General features: G+C 64.7%; 16 protein-coding genes and 1 tRNA gene. 7 read left to right on the top strand and 10 right to left on the bottom strand.

The features are described from left to right. Positions 1 to 83: 83 nt before the first annotated feature. From CLU91_RS26330 to CLU91_RS26320, 3 genes are all read left to right on the top strand, one after another. Positions 84 to 4139: a Pls/PosA family non-ribosomal peptide synthetase gene (locus CLU91_RS26330; protein WP_100876468.1), complete on the top strand. Its 4056-nt coding sequence runs from the start codon at positions 84 to 86 to the stop codon at positions 4137 to 4139. After that, entirely contained in the window at positions 4139 to 4666 is a 528-nt protein-coding gene (locus tag CLU91_RS26325) for a 4'-phosphopantetheinyl transferase family protein (protein WP_100876467.1), read from the top strand. The genes CLU91_RS26330 and CLU91_RS26325 overlap by 1 nt, the downstream gene beginning before the upstream one ends. Before the next feature lie 198 nt (positions 4667 to 4864). Continuing rightward, positions 4865 to 5761, top strand: a complete 897-nt coding sequence (locus CLU91_RS26320; protein WP_100876466.1) for a LysR family transcriptional regulator — start codon at positions 4865 to 4867, stop codon at positions 5759 to 5761. Here CLU91_RS26320 and CLU91_RS26315 read toward each other — a convergent pair. Further along, a complete protein-coding gene (locus CLU91_RS26315) occupies positions 5758 to 6435 on the bottom strand; it encodes a phosphoribosylanthranilate isomerase (RefSeq protein ID WP_100876465.1) in 678 nt (225 codons plus the stop codon). The genes CLU91_RS26320 and CLU91_RS26315 overlap by 4 nt on opposite strands. Before the next feature lie 221 nt (positions 6436 to 6656). On the opposite strand from CLU91_RS26315, the gene CLU91_RS26310 reads away from it, so the two are divergent. Further along, on the top strand, positions 6657 to 7061 hold the full coding sequence (locus CLU91_RS26310; RefSeq protein ID WP_100876464.1) for a hypothetical protein: 405 nt from the start codon (positions 6657 to 6659) through the stop codon (positions 7059 to 7061). An 89-nt stretch (positions 7062 to 7150) separates the two neighbouring features. Here the strand turns inward: CLU91_RS26310 and CLU91_RS26305 are convergent, their stop codons facing one another. The 7 genes from CLU91_RS26305 to CLU91_RS26275 form a co-directional block, all read right to left on the bottom strand. Then, positions 7151 to 8185, bottom strand: coding sequence for an RNA methyltransferase (locus CLU91_RS26305; RefSeq protein ID WP_100876463.1), 1035 nt, complete (start codon positions 8183 to 8185; stop codon positions 7151 to 7153). 64 nt (positions 8186 to 8249) lie between these two features. Further along, positions 8250 to 8591, bottom strand: a complete 342-nt coding sequence (locus CLU91_RS26300) for a zinc ribbon domain-containing protein YjdM (protein WP_034756972.1) — start codon at positions 8589 to 8591, stop codon at positions 8250 to 8252. A 90-nt stretch (positions 8592 to 8681) separates the two neighbouring features. After that, a complete protein-coding gene (gene dmeF / locus CLU91_RS26295; protein WP_100876462.1) occupies positions 8682 to 9644 on the bottom strand; it encodes a CDF family Co(II)/Ni(II) efflux transporter DmeF in 963 nt (320 codons plus the stop codon). Positions 9645 to 9654: 10 nt separating this feature from the next. Continuing rightward, the gene (locus tag CLU91_RS26290; protein WP_100876461.1) at positions 9655 to 9930 is read right to left on the bottom strand and encodes a metal/formaldehyde-sensitive transcriptional repressor; all 276 of its coding nucleotides are present in this window, start codon (positions 9928 to 9930) and stop codon (positions 9655 to 9657) included. Between the two features lie 37 nt (positions 9931 to 9967). Further along, complete coding sequence (locus CLU91_RS26285; protein ID WP_100876460.1) at positions 9968 to 10798, bottom strand: TlpA family protein disulfide reductase; 831 nt, start codon at positions 10796 to 10798, stop codon at positions 9968 to 9970. Positions 10799 to 10873: 75 nt separating this feature from the next. Further along, the gene (locus tag CLU91_RS26280) at positions 10874 to 11410 is read right to left on the bottom strand and encodes a DUF2325 domain-containing protein (RefSeq protein ID WP_232730960.1); all 537 of its coding nucleotides are present in this window, start codon (positions 11408 to 11410) and stop codon (positions 10874 to 10876) included. A 272-nt stretch (positions 11411 to 11682) separates the two neighbouring features. Then, the gene (locus CLU91_RS26275; protein ID WP_100876459.1) at positions 11683 to 12306 is read right to left on the bottom strand and encodes a hypothetical protein; all 624 of its coding nucleotides are present in this window, start codon (positions 12304 to 12306) and stop codon (positions 11683 to 11685) included. A gap of 214 nt (positions 12307 to 12520) precedes the next feature. On the opposite strand from CLU91_RS26275, the gene CLU91_RS26270 reads away from it, so the two are divergent. From CLU91_RS26270 to CLU91_RS26260, 3 genes are read left to right on the top strand one after another with little or no spacing between them, the layout of a single operon-like run. Next, positions 12521 to 13444, top strand: coding sequence for a PoNe immunity protein domain-containing protein (locus tag CLU91_RS26270; RefSeq protein WP_100876458.1), 924 nt, complete (start codon positions 12521 to 12523; stop codon positions 13442 to 13444). A 16-nt stretch (positions 13445 to 13460) separates the two neighbouring features. Then, the gene (locus CLU91_RS26265) at positions 13461 to 14291 is read left to right on the top strand and encodes a PoNe immunity protein domain-containing protein (protein WP_198521412.1); all 831 of its coding nucleotides are present in this window, start codon (positions 13461 to 13463) and stop codon (positions 14289 to 14291) included. Continuing rightward, complete coding sequence (locus CLU91_RS26260) at positions 14288 to 15400, top strand: hypothetical protein (RefSeq protein WP_100876456.1); 1113 nt, start codon at positions 14288 to 14290, stop codon at positions 15398 to 15400. The genes CLU91_RS26265 and CLU91_RS26260 overlap by 4 nt, the downstream gene beginning before the upstream one ends. Positions 15401 to 15457: 57 nt before the next feature. On the opposite strand, the gene CLU91_RS26255 is transcribed toward CLU91_RS26260, so the two are convergent. Together CLU91_RS26255 and CLU91_RS26250 are read right to left on the bottom strand one after the other, a co-directional pair. Beyond that, complete coding sequence (locus tag CLU91_RS26255) at positions 15458 to 17023, bottom strand: methyl-accepting chemotaxis protein (protein WP_100876455.1); 1566 nt, start codon at positions 17021 to 17023, stop codon at positions 15458 to 15460. A 379-nt stretch (positions 17024 to 17402) separates the two neighbouring features. After that, positions 17403 to 17495: transfer RNA gene (locus tag CLU91_RS26250), tRNA-Ser, on the bottom strand. Positions 17496 to 17507 lie beyond the last annotated feature (12 nt).

Genomic DNA, 17507 nt, shown 5'->3' with positions numbered 1-17507 from the left:
GCGTACTGTAATGTATCAACTGTGCCGCGCACCCTGCGCGGCACAGCAGATTCCTCACACCGCATTACAGATAAGCGTCATCCATGAACGATTTCACCGCAGTCAGCCCAGGCATCCCTTCCACCCACGCCGACATCCTGTACGGCCCGCCGCGACCGGATCTGCTGCGCGAGGAAGTGCTGGCCGATCTGCTGGAAGCGACGGCCCGCCGCTGCCCGCAGCAAACCGCGCTGATCGATGGCGAACGCCGCATCACGTATGCGCAGCTCGATGCACAGGCGGGATTGGCCGCGGCTCGCCTGGTGGCGGCCGGCGTCAAGCCCGGCGACATCGTGGGACTGTGGCTGCCGCGCGGCGCGCCTCTGCTGCTGATGCAGGCGGCGATTGCCAAGGCGGGCGCCGCCTGGCTGCCCGTCGATGAAGACACGCCCGTCGAACGCCTGCAAGTGTGCCTCGATGACGCGAACGGCTTTGGCGTCGTCAGCTGCGCCCAATTCGCGCCGCGCCTGGAAGAAGCAGGACTTGGCCGTCCCGTGTGGACGGCGGAAAGCCTGCTGGCGCCCGCCGCGCCGGGCGAACAGCTGCCTGCGCGCGGCGCCGTGCTGCCCGAACACCCCGCGTATGTGATCTACACCTCCGGTTCCACGGGCAAACCCAAGGGCATTTTGATCAACCAGCGCAGCATCTGCCACTTCCTGCGCAGCGAAAACGCCGTGCTGGAAGTGGCGCAGTCCGACACCGTCTACCAGGGCTTTTCCGTCGCCTTCGACATGTCGTTCGAGGAAATCTGGATCGCCTACCTGGTGGGCGCCACCCTGTGGCTGGGCCCCAAGGAGATTTCGGGCGACCCGGAAGCCTTGCCGCGCGCGCTGGCAACCAACCACGTCACCGTGCTGCACGCCGTGCCGACCTTGCTGGCCCTGTTTGCGGAGGAAGTACCGAGTCTGCGCCTGATCAACCTGGGCGGCGAGATGTGCCCGGAGTCCCTGGTCGAACGCTGGTCGCGCCCGGGCCGCGCCATGTTCAACACCTATGGCCCCACGGAGGCGACCGTCTCGTGCAGTCTGGCGCGCCTGCAGCCCGGCGAACCGGTGACCATCGGCACGCCGCTGCCCAACTATGGCTTGCTGGTGCTGCAGGTGAGCGAACCGGGAGAAAACCGTCCTCTGGTTCTGCTGCCGCGCGGCGAGACGGGCGAGCTGTGCATCATCGGCCCCGGCCTGGCCGAGGGCTATCTGGGCCGCCCCGACCTGACTGTGGAAAAATTCCTGCCCAATCCCTGGAGCACGGGGCCCGACGACGCACGCCTGTACCGCACGGGCGACCTGGCCCGCATCGATGCGGACGGCCAGGTGCTGTGCCTGGGCCGCGCCGACGACCAGGTGAAAATCCGCGGCTTTCGCGTGGAACTGGGCGAAATCGAAGCCGTGCTGGCGCAACAACCGGGCGTGGGCACGGTGGCCGTCTTGCTGCGCAAGGATGACGGCATCGACCAGCTGGTGGCCTACATCGTCGGCAGCGACGATGCCCCCGACGAGGCCCTGGCGGCGAAAACCCTGCGCGCGGCCCTGAACCTGCATTTGCCGCCGTATATGGTACCGGGCCGTTTTGAATTGCTGCCGCTGATGCCGCGCCTGACCTCGGGAAAAATCGACAGGAAAGCCTTGAAAGCCATGCCCCTGTCCGCCCCGCCGGCTGGCGAGGCGGGGGAATCGGACGTACCGGAAACCCCGGCCGAAGCGGCCCTGTTCGCGGCGCTGGCCAAGCTGTTCCCCGGCCAGGCGATTTTGCGCCAGCTGGACTTCTTCAGTGACCTCGGTGGCCACTCCTTCCTGGCCGCGCGCCTGGCGTCCGCCCTGCGCGCCGATCCAGCCTACGCCCACATGACGGTGCGCGACATTTACCAGAACCGCCAGATCGGCAAGATCGCCGCCGTGCTGAACGAAGCGCCCGCGCTGGCCACGCCGGAAGCGGATTGGACGCCGCCGTCCGCCATGAAGCGCTGGCTGTGCGGCGCGGCGCAGGCGGCGGCCGTGCCGGGCCTCGTCACCCTGCGCATGGCGCAGTGGATGGCGCCGTTTTTCACCTACCACTTCTTCACGGGCGACACGGGAGACACCGTGCCGCGCGCCATCGCCGCCTCCATCGGCGTGTTTTTACTCGCGACCCTGGCCGAATTTGCCATCGCGATTGCCGGCAAGTGGCTGATCGCCGGACGCTTGAAGCCGGGCAGCTATCCGCTGTGGGGAGTCACGTATTACCGCTGGTGGCTGGCCGACCGCCTGGTCGAATCGGCGCCCGCCTACCTGCTCAGCGGCTCGTCGCTGAACAGCTGGTGGCTGCGCGCGCTGGGCGCGAAAGTGGGCAAGGAAGTGGTCATCGGCTCGATGACCCTGCGCGCGCCCGACCTGCTGTCCATCGGCGACAACGTCAGCGTGGGCAATGCCGTTAACTTTGAAAACGCCCGCGTGGAACGGGGCCGCTTGTTGCTGGGCCAGATCCGCATCGGCAACGATGCCTGCATCAGCTCTTACGCGATCCTGGAAGGCAATACCCAGGTGGGCGCCTTCGGCCACCTGGAAGGTCAATCGGCGCTGGCCGATGGCGCGGCGGTGCCGGACGGGCGCGTGTACACTGGCTCGCCCGCGCGCGACATCGGCCCCTACGACCGGGCCAGCCAGCCGCCGCGCCCCGCCGTCTCGCGCCTGCGCCTGACGGGCGAAACCCTGTTCTTCTGCTTCGGCATGGTCCTCATCGCCGTGCTGTTCTTCATGCCCGTCTTCCCCAGCTTCGTGCTGATCGACTGGTTCGACGAACGCGAAATGATGCCATGGCTGCAGGGCCGCGACGTGACGACCCAGCTGGCCCGCTACTTCCTGCTGGCCTTCCCCGCCAGCGCCGTGCTGATCGTACTGACCGCCCTGCTGTCGGCTGCCATCCGCTGGGGCGCGCTGCCCCGCTTGAAGCCGGGCAGCTCGCCCGTGCACAGCAATATCTATTGCGCCAAGTGGCTGGTCAGCCATATCCAGGAATCGAGCCTGAACGTCCTGCACGGCATTTACGCCACCGTGTACGCGCCGTACTGGTACCGCCTGCTGGGCGCCAAGGTCGGCAAGGGCGCCGAGATTTCCACGGCGCTGGGCGTGGTGCCCGACATGCTGACCCTGGGCGACGACACATTCATCGCCGACGCCGTCATGCTGGGCGACGAGCAGATCGACGGCGGCTGGATGACCATGCGCCCCACCGTCATCTCGCACCGCAGCTTTGTCGGCAACGGCAGCTATATCCCGGACGGCACCGTGCTGCCCGAGCACGTGCTGATCGGCGTGCACACGCATGCGCCGCGCAATGAGCAGATGCACAGCGGCGATACCTGGCTCGGCTCTCCCCCGATGCACCTGCCCGCGCGCGAACAGGTCAGCGGTTTTGCCGAGCACCTGACCTTCAAGCCATCGCTGTTGCGCCGCCTGGGCCGCAGCCTGATCGAAGCATTCCGCATCGTCGCGCCGCACGCGGTGGTGATCGCCGTCGGCTATACCCTCGTGCTGGACGTGATGCCGATCGCGGGCGCCGGGCGCTGGGGCGAAGTGGTGGGCGATCTGGCCATTGCCGGCCTGGCCTACGGCATCGGCAATTTTTTGGTGGTGGTGCTGTTCAAGTGGCTGCTGCTGGGACGCTACCGCAAGCACGCGGCGCCCATGTGGACGCCGTTCGTGTGGATTTCCGAAGGCGTAACCAATCTGTACGAAGGCATCGCCGTGCCCAACTTCATGCGCTACCTGCGCGGCACGCCATGGCTGCCGCTGGCCTTCCGCCTGATGGGCTGCAAGATCGGCCGCGGCGTCTACATGGACACGACCGACATCACGGAATTCGACTGCGTGCACATCGGCGACTACAGCGAATTGAACGCCCTTACCTGTCCGCAGACGCACTTGTTCGAAGACCGCGTGATGAAGATCGACCACGTGGAGATCGGCCAGCGCGTCTACATGGGCCCGCGCAGCTCCGTGCTGTACAGCGCCAGGGTGGGCGACAATGCGCGCCTGGGTCCGTTGACCCTGGTGATGAAGGGTGAGCACATCCCCGCCGGCAGCAACTGGGCGGGCTGCCCGGCTGCACCTTTGCGTAGCTGATGGATTTTACCGTGCTGTGGGCGGGCGACGGCGTGCTGGCGATCGGCATTGTGCCGCCGCCGTCACGCATGGAAGCGCGCGCGCGCCTGCGCCAGGCCGTGTGCGAAGCGGCGGCGCAGTGGCAAAACCTGGACATCGAGGCGATTTCAGTGGAGTCGACGCCGGGTTCTTCTCCCCGCTTGCTGCTGGCCGGCGGCGTCGCGGGCCTGTCGCTCAGCCATGACGAGGGCATCTCGCTGGCTGCAGTCCACCTGCATGGCGCCGTTGGCATCGACGTGATGCGGGTGCAGGACATCCCCGACTGGTTCCATCTGGCGCGCGATTATCTGGGGCCGCAGGTGGCCGAAGCACTGAGCGCCTGCCCCGCCGATCAGCGCCCCTTGGCGCTGGCGCAGGCGTGGACGGCGCGCGAGGCGGCGCTCAAGTGCGCGGGTTTACAATTGGCGGAGTGGGAGGGGGCAGCACCGGCTTGCCGCTCGCATGCGCTGCCCTTGCCTGCACCGTACGTCGCGACCCTGGCATATTAATCTTCTTTCCCTTTGCCGCTACCGCCAATCTGGACGAAAATCAGTTTTGCGATAATACTGACGAGCAGTCCCAGCACCCCGATCAATTCCAGCATGGCCATTCCTTTGCAGTGACAGCAGACCAGGCCACTGTAACGCGAACGGCGGGGCCGGGCCAATATCAAATCCGGCAGTCTCCGATCTCGAAAAGGCATACGATTGATTTCCATCAGACAGTTCCGCTACTTTGTTGAAGTCGTCGATGCGGGCAGCTATTCGCGCGCGGCGGAAAAGCTGTACATCGCACAGTCGGCCCTGAGCCGGCAGATCAAGGAGCTGGAAGCCGAGGTGCAAGCGCTGCTGCTGACGCGCGACGCGCGCCATATCGAACTGACGCCCGCAGGACAAGTTTTTTATGAACGGGCCAGGCGCATCCTCGATGACATCGAGGAAACCGTGCGCCAGACGCGCCACGTGGGACAAGGGGCGCAAGGCATCATCCGCCTGCTCCATTCAAGCTCCGTCACCCTCACGCCTGCCATCGGCGCCGTGCTGAACCGCCTGCTGGCGCAGTTCCCCGGTGTGACGCTGGACGTATCGAAGGGATCGTCGGAAAACCAGGCTGCCGATATCGAGGAAGGCCGCGCCGACCTGGGCCTCGTGCGCCTGCCCACCTTGCGCAAGCATGCCAACATCGTCGTGCGCGAACTGTTTGCGGAAAAGCTGGTGGTGGCCGTGTCATCGGCCTCGCCGCTGGCCTCGCTGGAGCGCACGACGATAGCCGCCCTGCGCGACGAAGCGTTCGTCTCGATCCCGCACAAGGACCGGGGTGGCCTCAGTTACCTGGTGGCGGGCCTGTGCCTGGCGCAGGGCTTTTTTCCGAAAGCGGCGCGCGCCCTGTCGCGCAAGACCTCGCAGCTGAACCTGATCGAGGCCAACATGGGCATCGCCATCGTCCCCGACAGCATGCGCCTGGTGGCGCCGCCCGGCGTGCGTTTTATTGCGCTGCCCGACGAGGAGTCGCATTCCGTCGTGGGACTGATCTCGCCGCGTGCGGCGGGCGGCATGGTGGCCGCGTTTACGGAAGCGTTCGTGCGCGAGATGAATACACTCTAGCCTTCCGCATACAGCGCCGCATCGACGTCGCGCACGGCCGCCATCAGCAAGGCCAGCTTCATGACATCGAGCTGGCCATCCGTGCGCACGCGCGAACACAGGTCGATGCCATAGGGGCGCACCTGGCGCAGCGCGTCGGCAACGTTGGTGTCGTCCAGCCCACCGGCGAGGAACACGGGACGGGGGCTGGCGCGCACGAAGCGCGCACTGACGGACCAGTCGTGCGTGCGGCCCGTGCCGCCCAGTTCCGGCACCGCCGCGCCGGGGCGGCCCGAATCGAGCAGAAACGCATGCACGTGGGGCGCGTAGGCGGGAATCAGCGCCAAAGCCTCGGGCCCTTCCACGTGGATCACCTGCACGCGCCGCACATGCGGCAGCAAGCGCGCCAGTTTCTCGACTTCGCCGGGGTCGATATGGCCGACGATCTGCACGGTCGACGGTTGCGTGGCGCGCACGTGTTCGGCGATGGCTTGCGCCGTCGTCTCGGACGTCAGCAGGAAGGTGGCCACGGGCGGCGGCGTCCAGGCGGCGATCTGCGCGATGCGCGCGTCGGGAATGGGGCCGGGGCCGGACGGCATGGCCGCCACCAGGCCCAGCGCGTCGGCGCCGGCGGCAATCGCCAGTTGCGCTTCGTCGATGGAAGCGATGCAGCAAATCTTGATGCGGGTTCTCATGGCCTTGCGTATTCAAATGGGATGAGCACCATTACAACACAGGGCGGCACGCGCGCCAAGACACGCGGTCAAGGCCGCGTCATGCGGCAGCAAAACCATCACCAGCACAGCGACGAGCAAGGGCAGACTCCTTGGCGTCCGATCGTCAGCCTGCGCCGATTGACATGCGCCAGGTGGCGGACGATACTTGACTCATCCGGGATCGCCATTGGAAGCCGCACATGCGTATCGTCGACTTTGAAGTCCGCAAGGAGTGCCCGCCGCAGCTGTGCGACTGCGAGCGCGAGCGCCTGCTCGACGATCCGCAGGCGGACCTGTCCATCCTGCGCCTGAACCTGACGGAAGAAAAGCGTTTACTGGCGCACATCGAAGGCATCGCCACCCTTGCCCAGCTGCGGAAACTGCAACTGCTGCTGCAGAAAAACCTCGGCGTGCAATTGCAGATCGCGCCAGGCAGCGGCGAAGTGCGCACCGTGCGCGGCTTCCAGATCCGCCTGCTGGAGCGTCCCGGCCTGTGCCGCAAGACGCGCGCCGCCATTCCCGCCGCCGTGCGCCGCTGCCTGGCCGCGCATCCCGAGATCGCGTTTGCGATATTGAATGAAAACGATTTGCTCGGTGGGGTGTGAGCCGAGTAGGTCGGATTAGCGGGCACCGCGTAATCCGACACCATTCTTGGCGTATGTGCGAATGTCGGATTACGCTACGCTAATCCGACCTACGCCGCCACGCTGGCGCGGATGGGAATGACCTTGCCCTTCGCTTCGCGCGCCCTTAACTGCCCGCAGCCGCCTTCCACGTCCTGCCCGGCCGAATCGCGCAGCTTGGTCAGCACGCCGCGTTCGTGCAGCGCGGCGGCAATGGCGCGCGCCTTTTCCCAGCTGGGACGCTTGAACGGCAAGTCGGCGATGGTGTTATACGGGATCATGTTCAGCACCGCGTACTTGCCCTGCAAGAGCGCGACGATGCCGTCCATCTCATCGTCACCGTCGTTGACGCCTTCCATCAGGGTCCATTGATACTGCACCGGGTAGCCGGTCAGGCGCGCATATGACTCGCCAAAGTCCACCAGTTCGCGCGGAGTGAGCTTGGGCGCGCGCGGCAGCAGCTGTTCGCGCAGCGCCGGTTTGGTGGTATGCAAAGACAGCGCCAGCGCCGGCTTGACCCTGCCTTGCGGCAGGCGCTCGAAGGCGCGCGGGTCGCCCACGGTGGAAAACACGAGGTTCTTGTGGCCGATATTGCCCTCGGTGCCCAGCAATTCGATCGCTTCCATCACATTGTTCAGGTTATGCGCCGGCTCGCCCATGCCCATGAAGACGACTTTTTTCACGGGACGCATGGTGCGCGCCAGTACCACCTGCGCGACGATCTCGCCGCTGGTGACTTGCCGGATCAAGCCGTCGCGGCCCGTCATGCAGAACTGGCAGCCCACGGCGCAGCCGACCTGGCTCGATACGCACAAACCGTCGCGCGGCAGCAGCACGCTTTCCACCGTCTGGCCATCGTGCAGTCCCACCAGCAGGCGCGCGGAACCGTCCGCGCCCGGATGGGTGCTGAGCAGTTTCAGCATGCCTTGCAATTCCAGGTCGAACGCGGGCAAGGCCACGCGCACGGGCAGCGGCAAAAAATCCTCGGCGCGGCGCCGGCCCTGGTCGTGCGGCTGGCCCTGGATCCAGTCGCGCAGCACGCGCTGTTCGTGCAGGGGCTTGGCGCCCAAGGCGCGCAGGCGCTGGCGGATGGTATCGATTTGCATGGCGTCTGAATAAAAAAACGGCGCGCAGGAATGAAGCCAGCGCGCCGTGTTAGGGGTAAAAGCGTTAGACCTTCTTGACGAACTCCGTTTTCAGGCTCATGGAGCCGAAGCCGTCGATCTTGCAGTCGATATCATGGTCGCTGTCGACCAGGCGGATGTTCTTGACCTTGGTGCCCATTTTGACGACACCGCCGCCGCCCTTCAATTTCAAGTCCTTGATGACGCTGACGGTGTCGCCGTCCTGCAGGATATTGCCGGCCGAATCGCGGTACACCTTGGCGCCCTCTTCGACCGCTTCGCCAGCCGTGGCCGACCATTCATGCGCGCATTCAGGGCAGATCAACTGGCTGCCGTCTTCGTACGTGAATTCGGATTTGCATTGCGGGCATGGTGGTAATGTGCTCATTTTTTTCTCTGTCTGGTGAACAGCGCGTGCTGTAAAAGCCGACATTATACTGCCTACGCCCCGCATCAGCGTGCTTTTTCACCATCATTGTCAAGGGCGGCGAATAATCTCGATGGTGCTGTGGACGATTTCCTCGTGGATGCCGATGCGCGCGCGCAGCTCGGCGCCTGTCAGCGCGGGGTCGCGGCTGACGACGGACAGGGCGCACGAGTACAGCTGCTTGCCGACTCGCCACACGTGCAGGTCGACGATGCGCGGCGTGTCGCCGGCACTTGCCACCTCCACGGCCTCGCGGATTTCATCGACCACGGGGTGGTCCATCTCGCGGTCCAGCAAGACCTTGCCCGTTTCCTGCATCAGCTTTTTCGCCCACAGGGCCACCAGCACGGCGCCCGCGATGCCCATCACGGGATCGAGCCACTGCCAGCCGTAAGCCCACGCGCCGCCCAGCGCGACGATGGCCAGCACGGACGTGGCGGCATCGGCCAGCACGTGGAGGTACGCGGCTTTCATGTTCAGGTCTTCGCCATGGCCGTGGTGATCATGATGGTCGTGATGCTCGTGGCCATGATGATGGTCGTGGTCGTGGTGGCCGCCAAGGATCAGCGCGCATACGAGGTTGACGGCCAGGCCGAAAGCCGCCACCGCCATCGCCTGCGGATAGTGGATGGGCTGCGGCGAGAACAGGCGCTCCAGCGATGCGAACACCATCAGTGCGGCCACGCCCAGCAGCAGGATGGCGCTCGTGTAGCCGGCCAGTACCTCGATCTTCCACGTGCCGAAGGCAAAGCGGGAATCGCGCGCATAGCGGCGCGCGGCCGCATACGCAAACGCGGCCAGGCCGATGGCCAGCGCGTGCGAACTCATATGCCAGCCATCGGCCAGCAGGGCCATGGAGTTGTACCACCAGCCGGCGGCGATTTCCAGCACCATCGTGGCCAGCGTGATCCACATGACGATGCGCGCGCGGCGTTCCGCCTTGTCGCTGGCCGCGCCAAAGACGTGTTCGTGCTGCCAGGCGGAGAGGTCTTCCTTGATGAATGGCGTTTGCATGACGGTCTCCTTATTTGAGGTAGGTGCGCAGGATGGCGGCGATGTCGTCGGCGCCCCTGGCCCGCTCCTCGCCGGAGATATCGGGACTGGCCACGTGTTCGCGCAAGTGCTCTTCGATGACTTCGGCCATCAGGCCATTGACGGCGCCGCGCACGGCGGCGATCAGCTGCAGCACTTCGCCGCAGTCGCGGCCCTCTTCCAGGCCCCGCTCCAGGCCTTCCACCTGGCCCCGGATGCGCTTCACGCGATTGAGCAGCTTGCTCTTGTTATGCGCCGTGTGTCCCATGATTCACCCTCGATAAATACTATAGGGGGGTATACTATCAGAGAGAACCGGACGGCGCGATCTTTTGCAGCTTGCTGGCCAGCGAGGCGTCGGACAATTCGCCCAGGTGAGTATCGATCAATCTCCCCTGCGCGTCGTAGAACAGGGTCGTGGGCAGGGCCGAGGAACCAGCAGCCTTGCCCAGCGCCGCCTCGCTGTCGAGCAGCACATTGCGCAGGGTCACGCCGCTCCGGTCCAGGAAAGCGCTGGCGGCAGCCGCATCCTCGCGCTGGTTCGCATACACGAAGACGATATCGGCGCGCGCCTGCTGCGCGGCGGCCAGCACGGGCATCTCGCGCCGGCATGGCGGGCACCAGCTGGCCCACAGGTTGACCACCATCGGCCTGCCGCCGGCCAGCGCCGCCAGGGTCGTTGGCGCGCCGGCCAGCGTCTGCAGGGCCACGGCCGGCAAGGCCGTCGGCTTGTCATACGCCAGCCCCATCCCTGCGCTCAACACACCCCAGGCCAGTGCGCCGCACGCCACGCTGATGGCCAGGGGCCGGCGCATGGCCGCCATGGCGGCACGCCGGCAGCGCCACGCGGCGATCGCCAGCGCGGCGGCGATGCCAGCCGGCGCCAGGAAGCCGCCATCGCGGATATTCAAAATGGACCAGGGAGCCGCGAAGTATTGTTCGTGCCAGCGCAGCACGAACGCCAGGCGCGCCGCCAGCAGGGCGGCGATCAGCAGGTCGGAAACGAGGGGGCCGGCGTCGGGCAGTTGGCGGTAGCGCCGCAACCACCATGCCACGCCGTAGGCGACGCACAGGGAAACGAACAGCAGGACCAGGCCCGTGGGCAAAGCCAGGGGGCCGATTTGCAGGGACAGCATGGGCGCTCTCTATGACGTCGAATGGACGGCCATTGTGGCCCATGCGGATTAAGCGTGCGTTAATCGGTGCGAAGGTCAGGCAAGCAGCGCCTCCTTGCGCACGAAATGCATGGCTTGCGGCTGGTCCACCAGCACGCACTGCTTGCCCGTGCGCTTGCAATGGTCATGCACGCGCCAATAGGCGTCGTGGCTGACGCAGCCCGTCTGGCAAATCACCAAGTCGGCCGCCACCAGGCCCGCTTCCAGCGCCGCCACGTCGTCGGCGCCATCGTCGCCGCCAGCATGGTGCAGGAAGCGCCCGCCAGCTTGCTCGACGGCTTGCTGCGCCATCAGCGCGCCGTCCGCCGCCTGGCCCGCATCCTGGGTCAGATAGCTGCCCACATACAGCACGGCCTTTTCACGCACGTCGGCCTGCAAGGATTGCGCGGGCAGCCACTGCAGGCGCAGCAACTCGCGCATCAGGTCTTGCACGCGCTCGCCGAGCCACTCGACCTTGCGCGCCAGCCGGACGCGCGTCGGCAAGCCCGGCACGCTGGCCGCCAGGTCGGCCAGTGCGTCGCGCGCCAGCGCCAGCTGCGTATCGCGGATCACGACCTGCGCCCGCGCGCGCATCAATTCCGACTCCAGCTGTGCGATGCGCGCCGCCTGCGCGGCCAGCTGCGCACTGCAGCGCGCCTGCGCCCGTCCATATTCGCCCATCAGCACGCGATGCTCATGCGCGATCGCGTCCTCGTTGCCATGCCTACTACCCATCATGCCCTCCTTCACCACCCGTGGCGCCCTGGCGCCAGCCCATGCTACCCCCATTGCCTGTATTATAAATGAGAATCATTATTATTTGCGCATGCACATGCGCGCAGCAGGGGTATGCGGTGACGCCAGCGTCACGCAGCCGGCGGGCAGGACAGCAGGCGCTGCCAGACGTCATCCTGCACTGCGCGCACATGCTGCAAGCCGTCGGCACCGCGATAGATGCCCAGCGTATTCGGCCACGCCATATCGATGAACAACTGCCGTGCCGGATCGATCAGCAGCGACTGGCCCACATAATTCCCCTTGATCTCGCCCTTGTTTACGGTCAGCAGGCGCGCGCCGCCCGCAAGCGCCCTATCGTCCAGCGCCACGCCGCTGCGCTCGGCCACATCGCGCAGCCAGCGCTCGCGCCAGCGCGCCTGCTCCTCGAACTGCCCCGCTGGTGGCCGGTCGAGCTTGACGACGGCCGCCACGGGACCGTCAATGCCCGCTTGCAGCGAAAAGCCCATGCGTTCCTGCAATTGGACCGTGTAGGCCTCGCCCTTGACGTCGATCTGGTAGCGCCCCGTCCCGTCCTGTACCAGCAGGTCGGCCTGATGATAGGCAGGCTTGACGCAATGGGCGTACTGATAGGCGAGCACATCAAGGAACGGAAACGGGAACGGGAACGGCGGCGCGGCCGGGGTGGCCGCCGCCATGGCGGGCGACAGGCTGGCACACAAGGCCGCAGCGGCCGCGTATTTCATCTTGCTCATGCTTGCTCCGGTTCACGTCAAAAGACGATGGCGGCCGAAAAACACCTGCGGCACGCCATCGGGTCGCTCATATTAGCTATTTTGTATATTTCTTTCTGGCACACGATTCAATTGAATCGCGCTTGTTCGATCACTATTTCTAGTGTGTAATCTTGCAAACAAGTTATTACCTCAACTGCCGATACGTTGACCTCACCACACGGAGTTCCAGACAATGTCCGCATTTTTCCATGCAAGCGCGTCGTCGTTACGTGTCGATCACGACGGCAGCCAGACCAACAATCTTCCCTTCCCCGAGCGCCGCCGCCAGCAATATCTTGATGAAGAACTGTATGTCAAAACGCGCAACAACCAATTTGCGCTGATTGCAGGAGGACTGGAAAACAAAAAAGTCGCCGACACAACGCAGGAAAGTGCTTCCGTTCATCATTTTTTGTATCTGGAACTGCTCTGGCTGTGGATGCTCGACTATACAGCGGGCGAACCGATCGATGCCCTGGCGCCGCGCATCGCGGGCATCGTGGACAAATTTGAAGAATGGAATGCGGTCGATCAGCTCTATCAGCAGGATGCGGCGCTTGAGTTTCCCGAGTTTGGCCCCTACGAATATGAGGGGGCACCGGAGTTTTCCATCCTGTCCGACTACCAGGACACCTTGCAACTGCTGAGCATTGCCATCCTGCTGCGCGATCAGCGCTCAGTACTGCGCATCATCCACGTGCTGCGCAGCCACCGTGGCCGCGATGGCCTGTTCGAGCAATTGATAGACGGATATCTGGAGGATGGACTGGCACTCGACGCCTGCATCATCGCCAGGCCCTATGACACCTTGCTGCAAGTGTTCTATGAGGAGGATGAGGAAGCTACCCTGGCCCTGCTCCAGAAATACCTGAAACAATGGTATCCGGCCATGAAACATCATCCGCGCTGGTACAACGAGCATCTCAATATCAGCGAAGAAGGCTATGCCGGCTACTATGGCTACTGGGCATTCGAAGCGGGGGCGACGGTTTTCATGCTCGACCTGGACGATAGCCAGACAGGGCATCTGGTGTACCCCAAGGATCTGGTCGACTATGCGCGACGACTACGGAAAGAAGAGCGCTACACCAGTGAAGCTGCATGGCCGCAACCATAATCAGCAAGGGACAACAATGCAGACGCTGAACGAAGAGGATTTTCTGGCCCGGCGCAGGGAAGCGCGGCTGTCCTACGCCATCTACCTTGAAAGCAAGGAAAGCCAGGACGAGTGCTACGACATGGTGGCAGCCGGCTTGGAACAGCCGGCGGAAGTACTGCAACATATTCCACCAGAAAATTTTATGACGGCGACGCGCCAGCGGGCCTGGGATGGCGTCGACCAGCTCGCCCTCGCCTACAGCGCCGGCCACGCGCTCGACGAGTTGCGCGCCGCGTATCCCACGATACTCGGCTACTGGCTGGCGTTTGCCCGCCATGACATGGCATTTGACGCTCAGGCCGGCGAGGCCGAACAGGGATTTCCCCACTTCGCCCTGGCCGGCGACGGCTACGAGCAGGTCAACCGCATGGTCTGCCTCGGCATTTTGCTGGGCTGGGGCAGTTTGCTGCCGCGGCTGGCGCCCGTCATCGATTTCAACAACCATGAAAAGGATGGCTTGCTGGAGCGGCTGCTGGCCGGCTTCGTTGCCGGCAGGGATGCCGCCTGGCCAAAGTGCACGCGCCAGCTGCCCTACGCCAATACGCTGGCGATCTTCGCGGCACAAAAAGAGGCCCGTCCCGCGCTGATGCAAGCCTATCTGCAGCAATGGTATGAGGCCAGCCGCCGCGAGCCCTATTACAACAGCCACCGGCACGACACCTCGTTCTGGGGCTACTGGTCCTGGGAAGCGGCCGCCGTCACCTGCGTGCTCGATATCGACGACAGCGGCTATCGCGGCGCGCCCTTTTATCCGGCCGACCTGGTGGCGTTATGCCGAAAGCAAGAAAGCGGCCCCGGCGCATGAAAGCCGCCACCGCCATCGCCGGCGCCGTCACCGTGCTTGCAGGACTCTACTTTGCCCTGCCCACGCTGTCGCGTGTCGCCACCAATCCCTTTCCGGGCATTTATTCCATCATCGACCCTGTCACAGGCGAGACCAAAGATGTCCTGAAAGTCAAACCGCTGCTGGGCGAGTATGTGGTACTCGAACGCTTTGGCGGCCAGGGGCCGTGGAACAGCGGCCCCATCTACGCAAAAGTCATGGGGAATGGAGACAGCTACGCATCGCCACCACTGTTTCAGCAGGACCGCATGGTCAGCGCGCTATCGCTGGGAGACATGGGTTACCTCTACCACACGCCGGGAAACAGCGCCTCGCGCGTCGGCCCGTCCGATACCGGCTATATCAGCAATATCGCGACCTTTGGCATTACCCCCCTGTTCCACCGGCCGCTGCTTGCGGGCCACGACGAGCGCGGAGAGCGGGGCCTGCACGCGTACACGCCCGGCACCGGTGAGCGCAAGGTATCGGTCAGCACCTTGAACTACAGCCCGCGCATGATTCAGGTGGGCATCAGTTCCGTCGGCAATCCCGACAACGCTGTCGATACCGACCCCCTGCACCCGTACATGAGCAGCGCCGCCAGTTGCTGCTTCTACCTGCCGGCGCAGGCTGCCGCGCCGTTGCAGGTCAAGCTCGAATATCGCTCGCTGCCCAAGGGCAAGCCTGAAGTGCTGGCCCTGACCTTGCCAGCCAGCGGCGACGCCGGCGAACTGCTGATACTGGTGCAGGCGGATGGCAGCATGGGCGTGGAATTTCGCGCTCCCGGCAAGGACCTGGATCTGGCGCCCGAGGGCGTCAACTCCATCAATGGCAAGCCCTATCCGCTGCCACCGGCCGCCGAGCGCAAAGCGCGCCTGGCGGCGGAACTGGCGCGGCAAAAACGCTTTGTGAAAGATATGTACAGGCTGCGGGACAAAGGCACGGGCGAATCTGTCGAGGCGGCCTATCAGTTGCGCTACCTGATCGACGAATATGAAAAAACCATCGCTTATCTGGAAGCGTTTTCCGCCTGTACAGGCAGCCTGGCGACGTGCGACAAGCAAGCCACGGCAGCAGCCCGCGCGCCATAGCGCAGCAACGTCCGGGAAACGCCATGCCGAACGACATCCGGGCCGCCAGCCTGCCCGTCAGCGGCCCGCATCAAGCTTGAACACCCCCACTTCCCGCACCAGGCTGGCCGCCTGCTCTTCCAGGCTACCGGCAGCGGCGGCCGCCTCTTCGACCAGGGCGGCGTTCTGCTGCGTGACCTCGTCCATCTGCGTGATGGCCTGGTTGACCTGTTCGATGCCCAGGCTCTGCTCCTGGCTGGCGGCGGCGATCTCGCTCATCAGGTCGACTACCTGCTTGACGGACGTCACGATCTTCTCCATCGTGGCGCCCGCCTCGTCCACCAGCTTGCTGCCCGCATCGACGCGCTCGACCGAGTCGCCGATCATGGCCTTGATTTCGCGCGCGGCGCTGGCCGACCGCTGCGCCAGGCCGCGCACTTCACTGGCGACCACGGCGAAGCCGCGTCCCTGTTCGCCCGCCCTGGCCGCCTCCACTGCCGCATTCAAGGCCAGGATATTCGTCTGGAAAGCGATGCCGTCGATCACGTCGACAATATCGACGATCTTGCGCGAGCTGGCATTGATGCTGCCCATCGTCTCGACCACGCGCCCGACCACCTGTCCGCCCTGCACGGCAAATGCCGATGCCGATACCACCAGCTGATTGGCCTGCCTTGCATTGTCGGCATTCTGCTTTACCGTGCTGGTCAGCTCCTTCATTGCGGAAGCCGTTTCTTCCAGCGAACTGGCTTGCGCCTCCGTGCGCGACGACAGATCGAAATTGCCGGCCGCAATTTCGCGCGAGGCAACGGTGATGCTTTGCGTGCTGCTGCGCACCTGGCCCACGGTGCGCGACAGGCTGCCATTCATCGCTTCAAGGGCTTGCAGCAATTGACCCGGCTCGTCGGAAAAGCGCTGGTCGACACGATTGCTCAGGTCACCGGCCGCCACCCTCTGCGCGGCCTGCAGCGCCTCCTGCAAGGGTCCGGTAATGCTGCGGCTGATCAGCACGGCGCCGGCAATGCTGACGCCCAGCGATGCCAGCAGCAAGCCCGCCAGCAGCGCGGTGGCCGAGCGCGCCCGGTCGGCCGATTCCGTCTCGAATGCCGCCGAACGCTTGCTGGTCATGTCGACGACGCGGTTGATGGCCGCCAGATGGCTGTCGTAGCTGGCGGCCATGGACGCCATGGCAGCGGCTACGCCCGCCTTGTCCTGCCCCCGTAGCGCGGGAATGAAACGCGTGAATGCCGTGTCATAGAAAGCCACGGCCGGGGTGTGCGACTGCGTCAGCAAGGCCTCGGCGATATCGGGATCGAGACCCTGGGCGCGCCAGAACTGATGGCGCGTGTCGTACTCGGCCTTCAAGCTCTGCAGGCGTTCGACCAGCTTGTCTTGCACGCCCCGGTCTTCGGACGCCATCAGCTGGAAGGCGACCAGGTAGGATTCGAGGATGTATTCGGGTGGCGGCAGCACGTCCGCCACCAGGTCCTTGCCCTGCACGATGCGCTGGTACACGGGACCGTTGACTTTCAGTTCGTTCAGCACGCGCAGCGACCAGCCGCCATACACGATCAGGCCCAGCGAAAAGATGGCGACCAACAAGGCCAGCCGGCGCGACAGTTTGACTTGGCGTAGCAGCTGCATGTGCGTATCCCCTCGGTTGTCCGGAGCATGCCGTCAATGCCGCCGGCATAGGCCGCGCTGGCCAGGATGAAGTTTCTGCGCGGCATTTGCTGATTATGCAACTTTTTAAGGGGCTTGGGCTGAATGCGGTGAAAAAGAATCTCTTGCTGAGCAACGCTCGGTGCATGCGCCCGCAGAGGCCGGCGGATGCGCTGGCCGCCATTGCCTGAGATGAGGGGACGGCGTTGGCCGCTGCGCGGCCAACGGGGCCGCGCGGGGCGCGGCAGATGGGCGATTCGGAGAGCCTGCGCGCCCTTCAGGGCGCTCCGTCTTCGAATCCCACCGTTCCGTCCAGACAAATAAAAAAGCCTCCCGCAGGGGAGGCTTTTTTATTTGATTCTGGCGGAGACGGTGGGATTCGAACCCACGATACAGGTATAAGCCGTATGCATCCTTAGCAGGGATGTGCCTTCGGCCACTCGGCCACGTCTCCTAGCTGATTACT

Source organism: Janthinobacterium sp. 64 (assembly GCF_002813325.1).
Taxonomy (GTDB): domain Bacteria; phylum Pseudomonadota; class Gammaproteobacteria; order Burkholderiales; family Burkholderiaceae_D; genus Janthinobacterium.
This window is presented reverse-complemented; position numbering and strand designations above follow the sequence as displayed.

What these genes read in the sequence shown, in the direction of transcription:
- CLU91_RS26265 (WP_198521412.1), top strand. Translation starts at nt 13,461, where the DNA reads ATGCAGACGCTGAACGAAGAGGATTTTCTGGCCCGGCGCAGGGAAGCG.
- CLU91_RS26310 (WP_100876464.1), top strand. Translation starts at nt 6,657, where the DNA reads ATGCGTATCGTCGACTTTGAAGTCCGCAAGGAGTGCCCGCCGCAGCTG.
- CLU91_RS26255 (WP_100876455.1), bottom strand. Translation starts at nt 17,023, where the DNA reads ATGCAGCTGCTACGCCAAGTCAAACTGTCGCGCCGGCTGGCCTTGTTG.
- CLU91_RS26315 (WP_100876465.1), bottom strand. Translation starts at nt 6,435, where the DNA reads ATGAGAACCCGCATCAAGATTTGCTGCATCGCTTCCATCGACGAAGCG.
- CLU91_RS26325 (WP_100876467.1), top strand. Translation starts at nt 4,139, where the DNA reads ATGGATTTTACCGTGCTGTGGGCGGGCGACGGCGTGCTGGCGATCGGC.
- CLU91_RS26285 (WP_100876460.1), bottom strand. Translation starts at nt 10,798, where the DNA reads ATGCTGTCCCTGCAAATCGGCCCCCTGGCTTTGCCCACGGGCCTGGTC.
- dmeF (WP_100876462.1), bottom strand. Translation starts at nt 9,644, where the DNA reads ATGCAAACGCCATTCATCAAGGAAGACCTCTCCGCCTGGCAGCACGAA.
- CLU91_RS26280 (WP_232730960.1), bottom strand. Translation starts at nt 11,410, where the DNA reads ATGCGCGCGCGGGCGCAGGTCGTGATCCGCGATACGCAGCTGGCGCTG.
- CLU91_RS26305 (WP_100876463.1), bottom strand. Translation starts at nt 8,185, where the DNA reads ATGCAAATCGATACCATCCGCCAGCGCCTGCGCGCCTTGGGCGCCAAG.
- CLU91_RS26275 (WP_100876459.1), bottom strand. Translation starts at nt 12,306, where the DNA reads ATGAGCAAGATGAAATACGCGGCCGCTGCGGCCTTGTGTGCCAGCCTG.
- CLU91_RS26330 (WP_100876468.1), top strand. Translation starts at nt 84, where the DNA reads ATGAACGATTTCACCGCAGTCAGCCCAGGCATCCCTTCCACCCACGCC.
- CLU91_RS26270 (WP_100876458.1), top strand. Translation starts at nt 12,521, where the DNA reads ATGTCCGCATTTTTCCATGCAAGCGCGTCGTCGTTACGTGTCGATCAC.
- CLU91_RS26300 (WP_034756972.1), bottom strand. Translation starts at nt 8,591, where the DNA reads ATGAGCACATTACCACCATGCCCGCAATGCAAATCCGAATTCACGTAC.
- CLU91_RS26290 (WP_100876461.1), bottom strand. Translation starts at nt 9,930, where the DNA reads ATGGGACACACGGCGCATAACAAGAGCAAGCTGCTCAATCGCGTGAAG.
- CLU91_RS26260 (WP_100876456.1), top strand. Translation starts at nt 14,288, where the DNA reads ATGAAAGCCGCCACCGCCATCGCCGGCGCCGTCACCGTGCTTGCAGGA.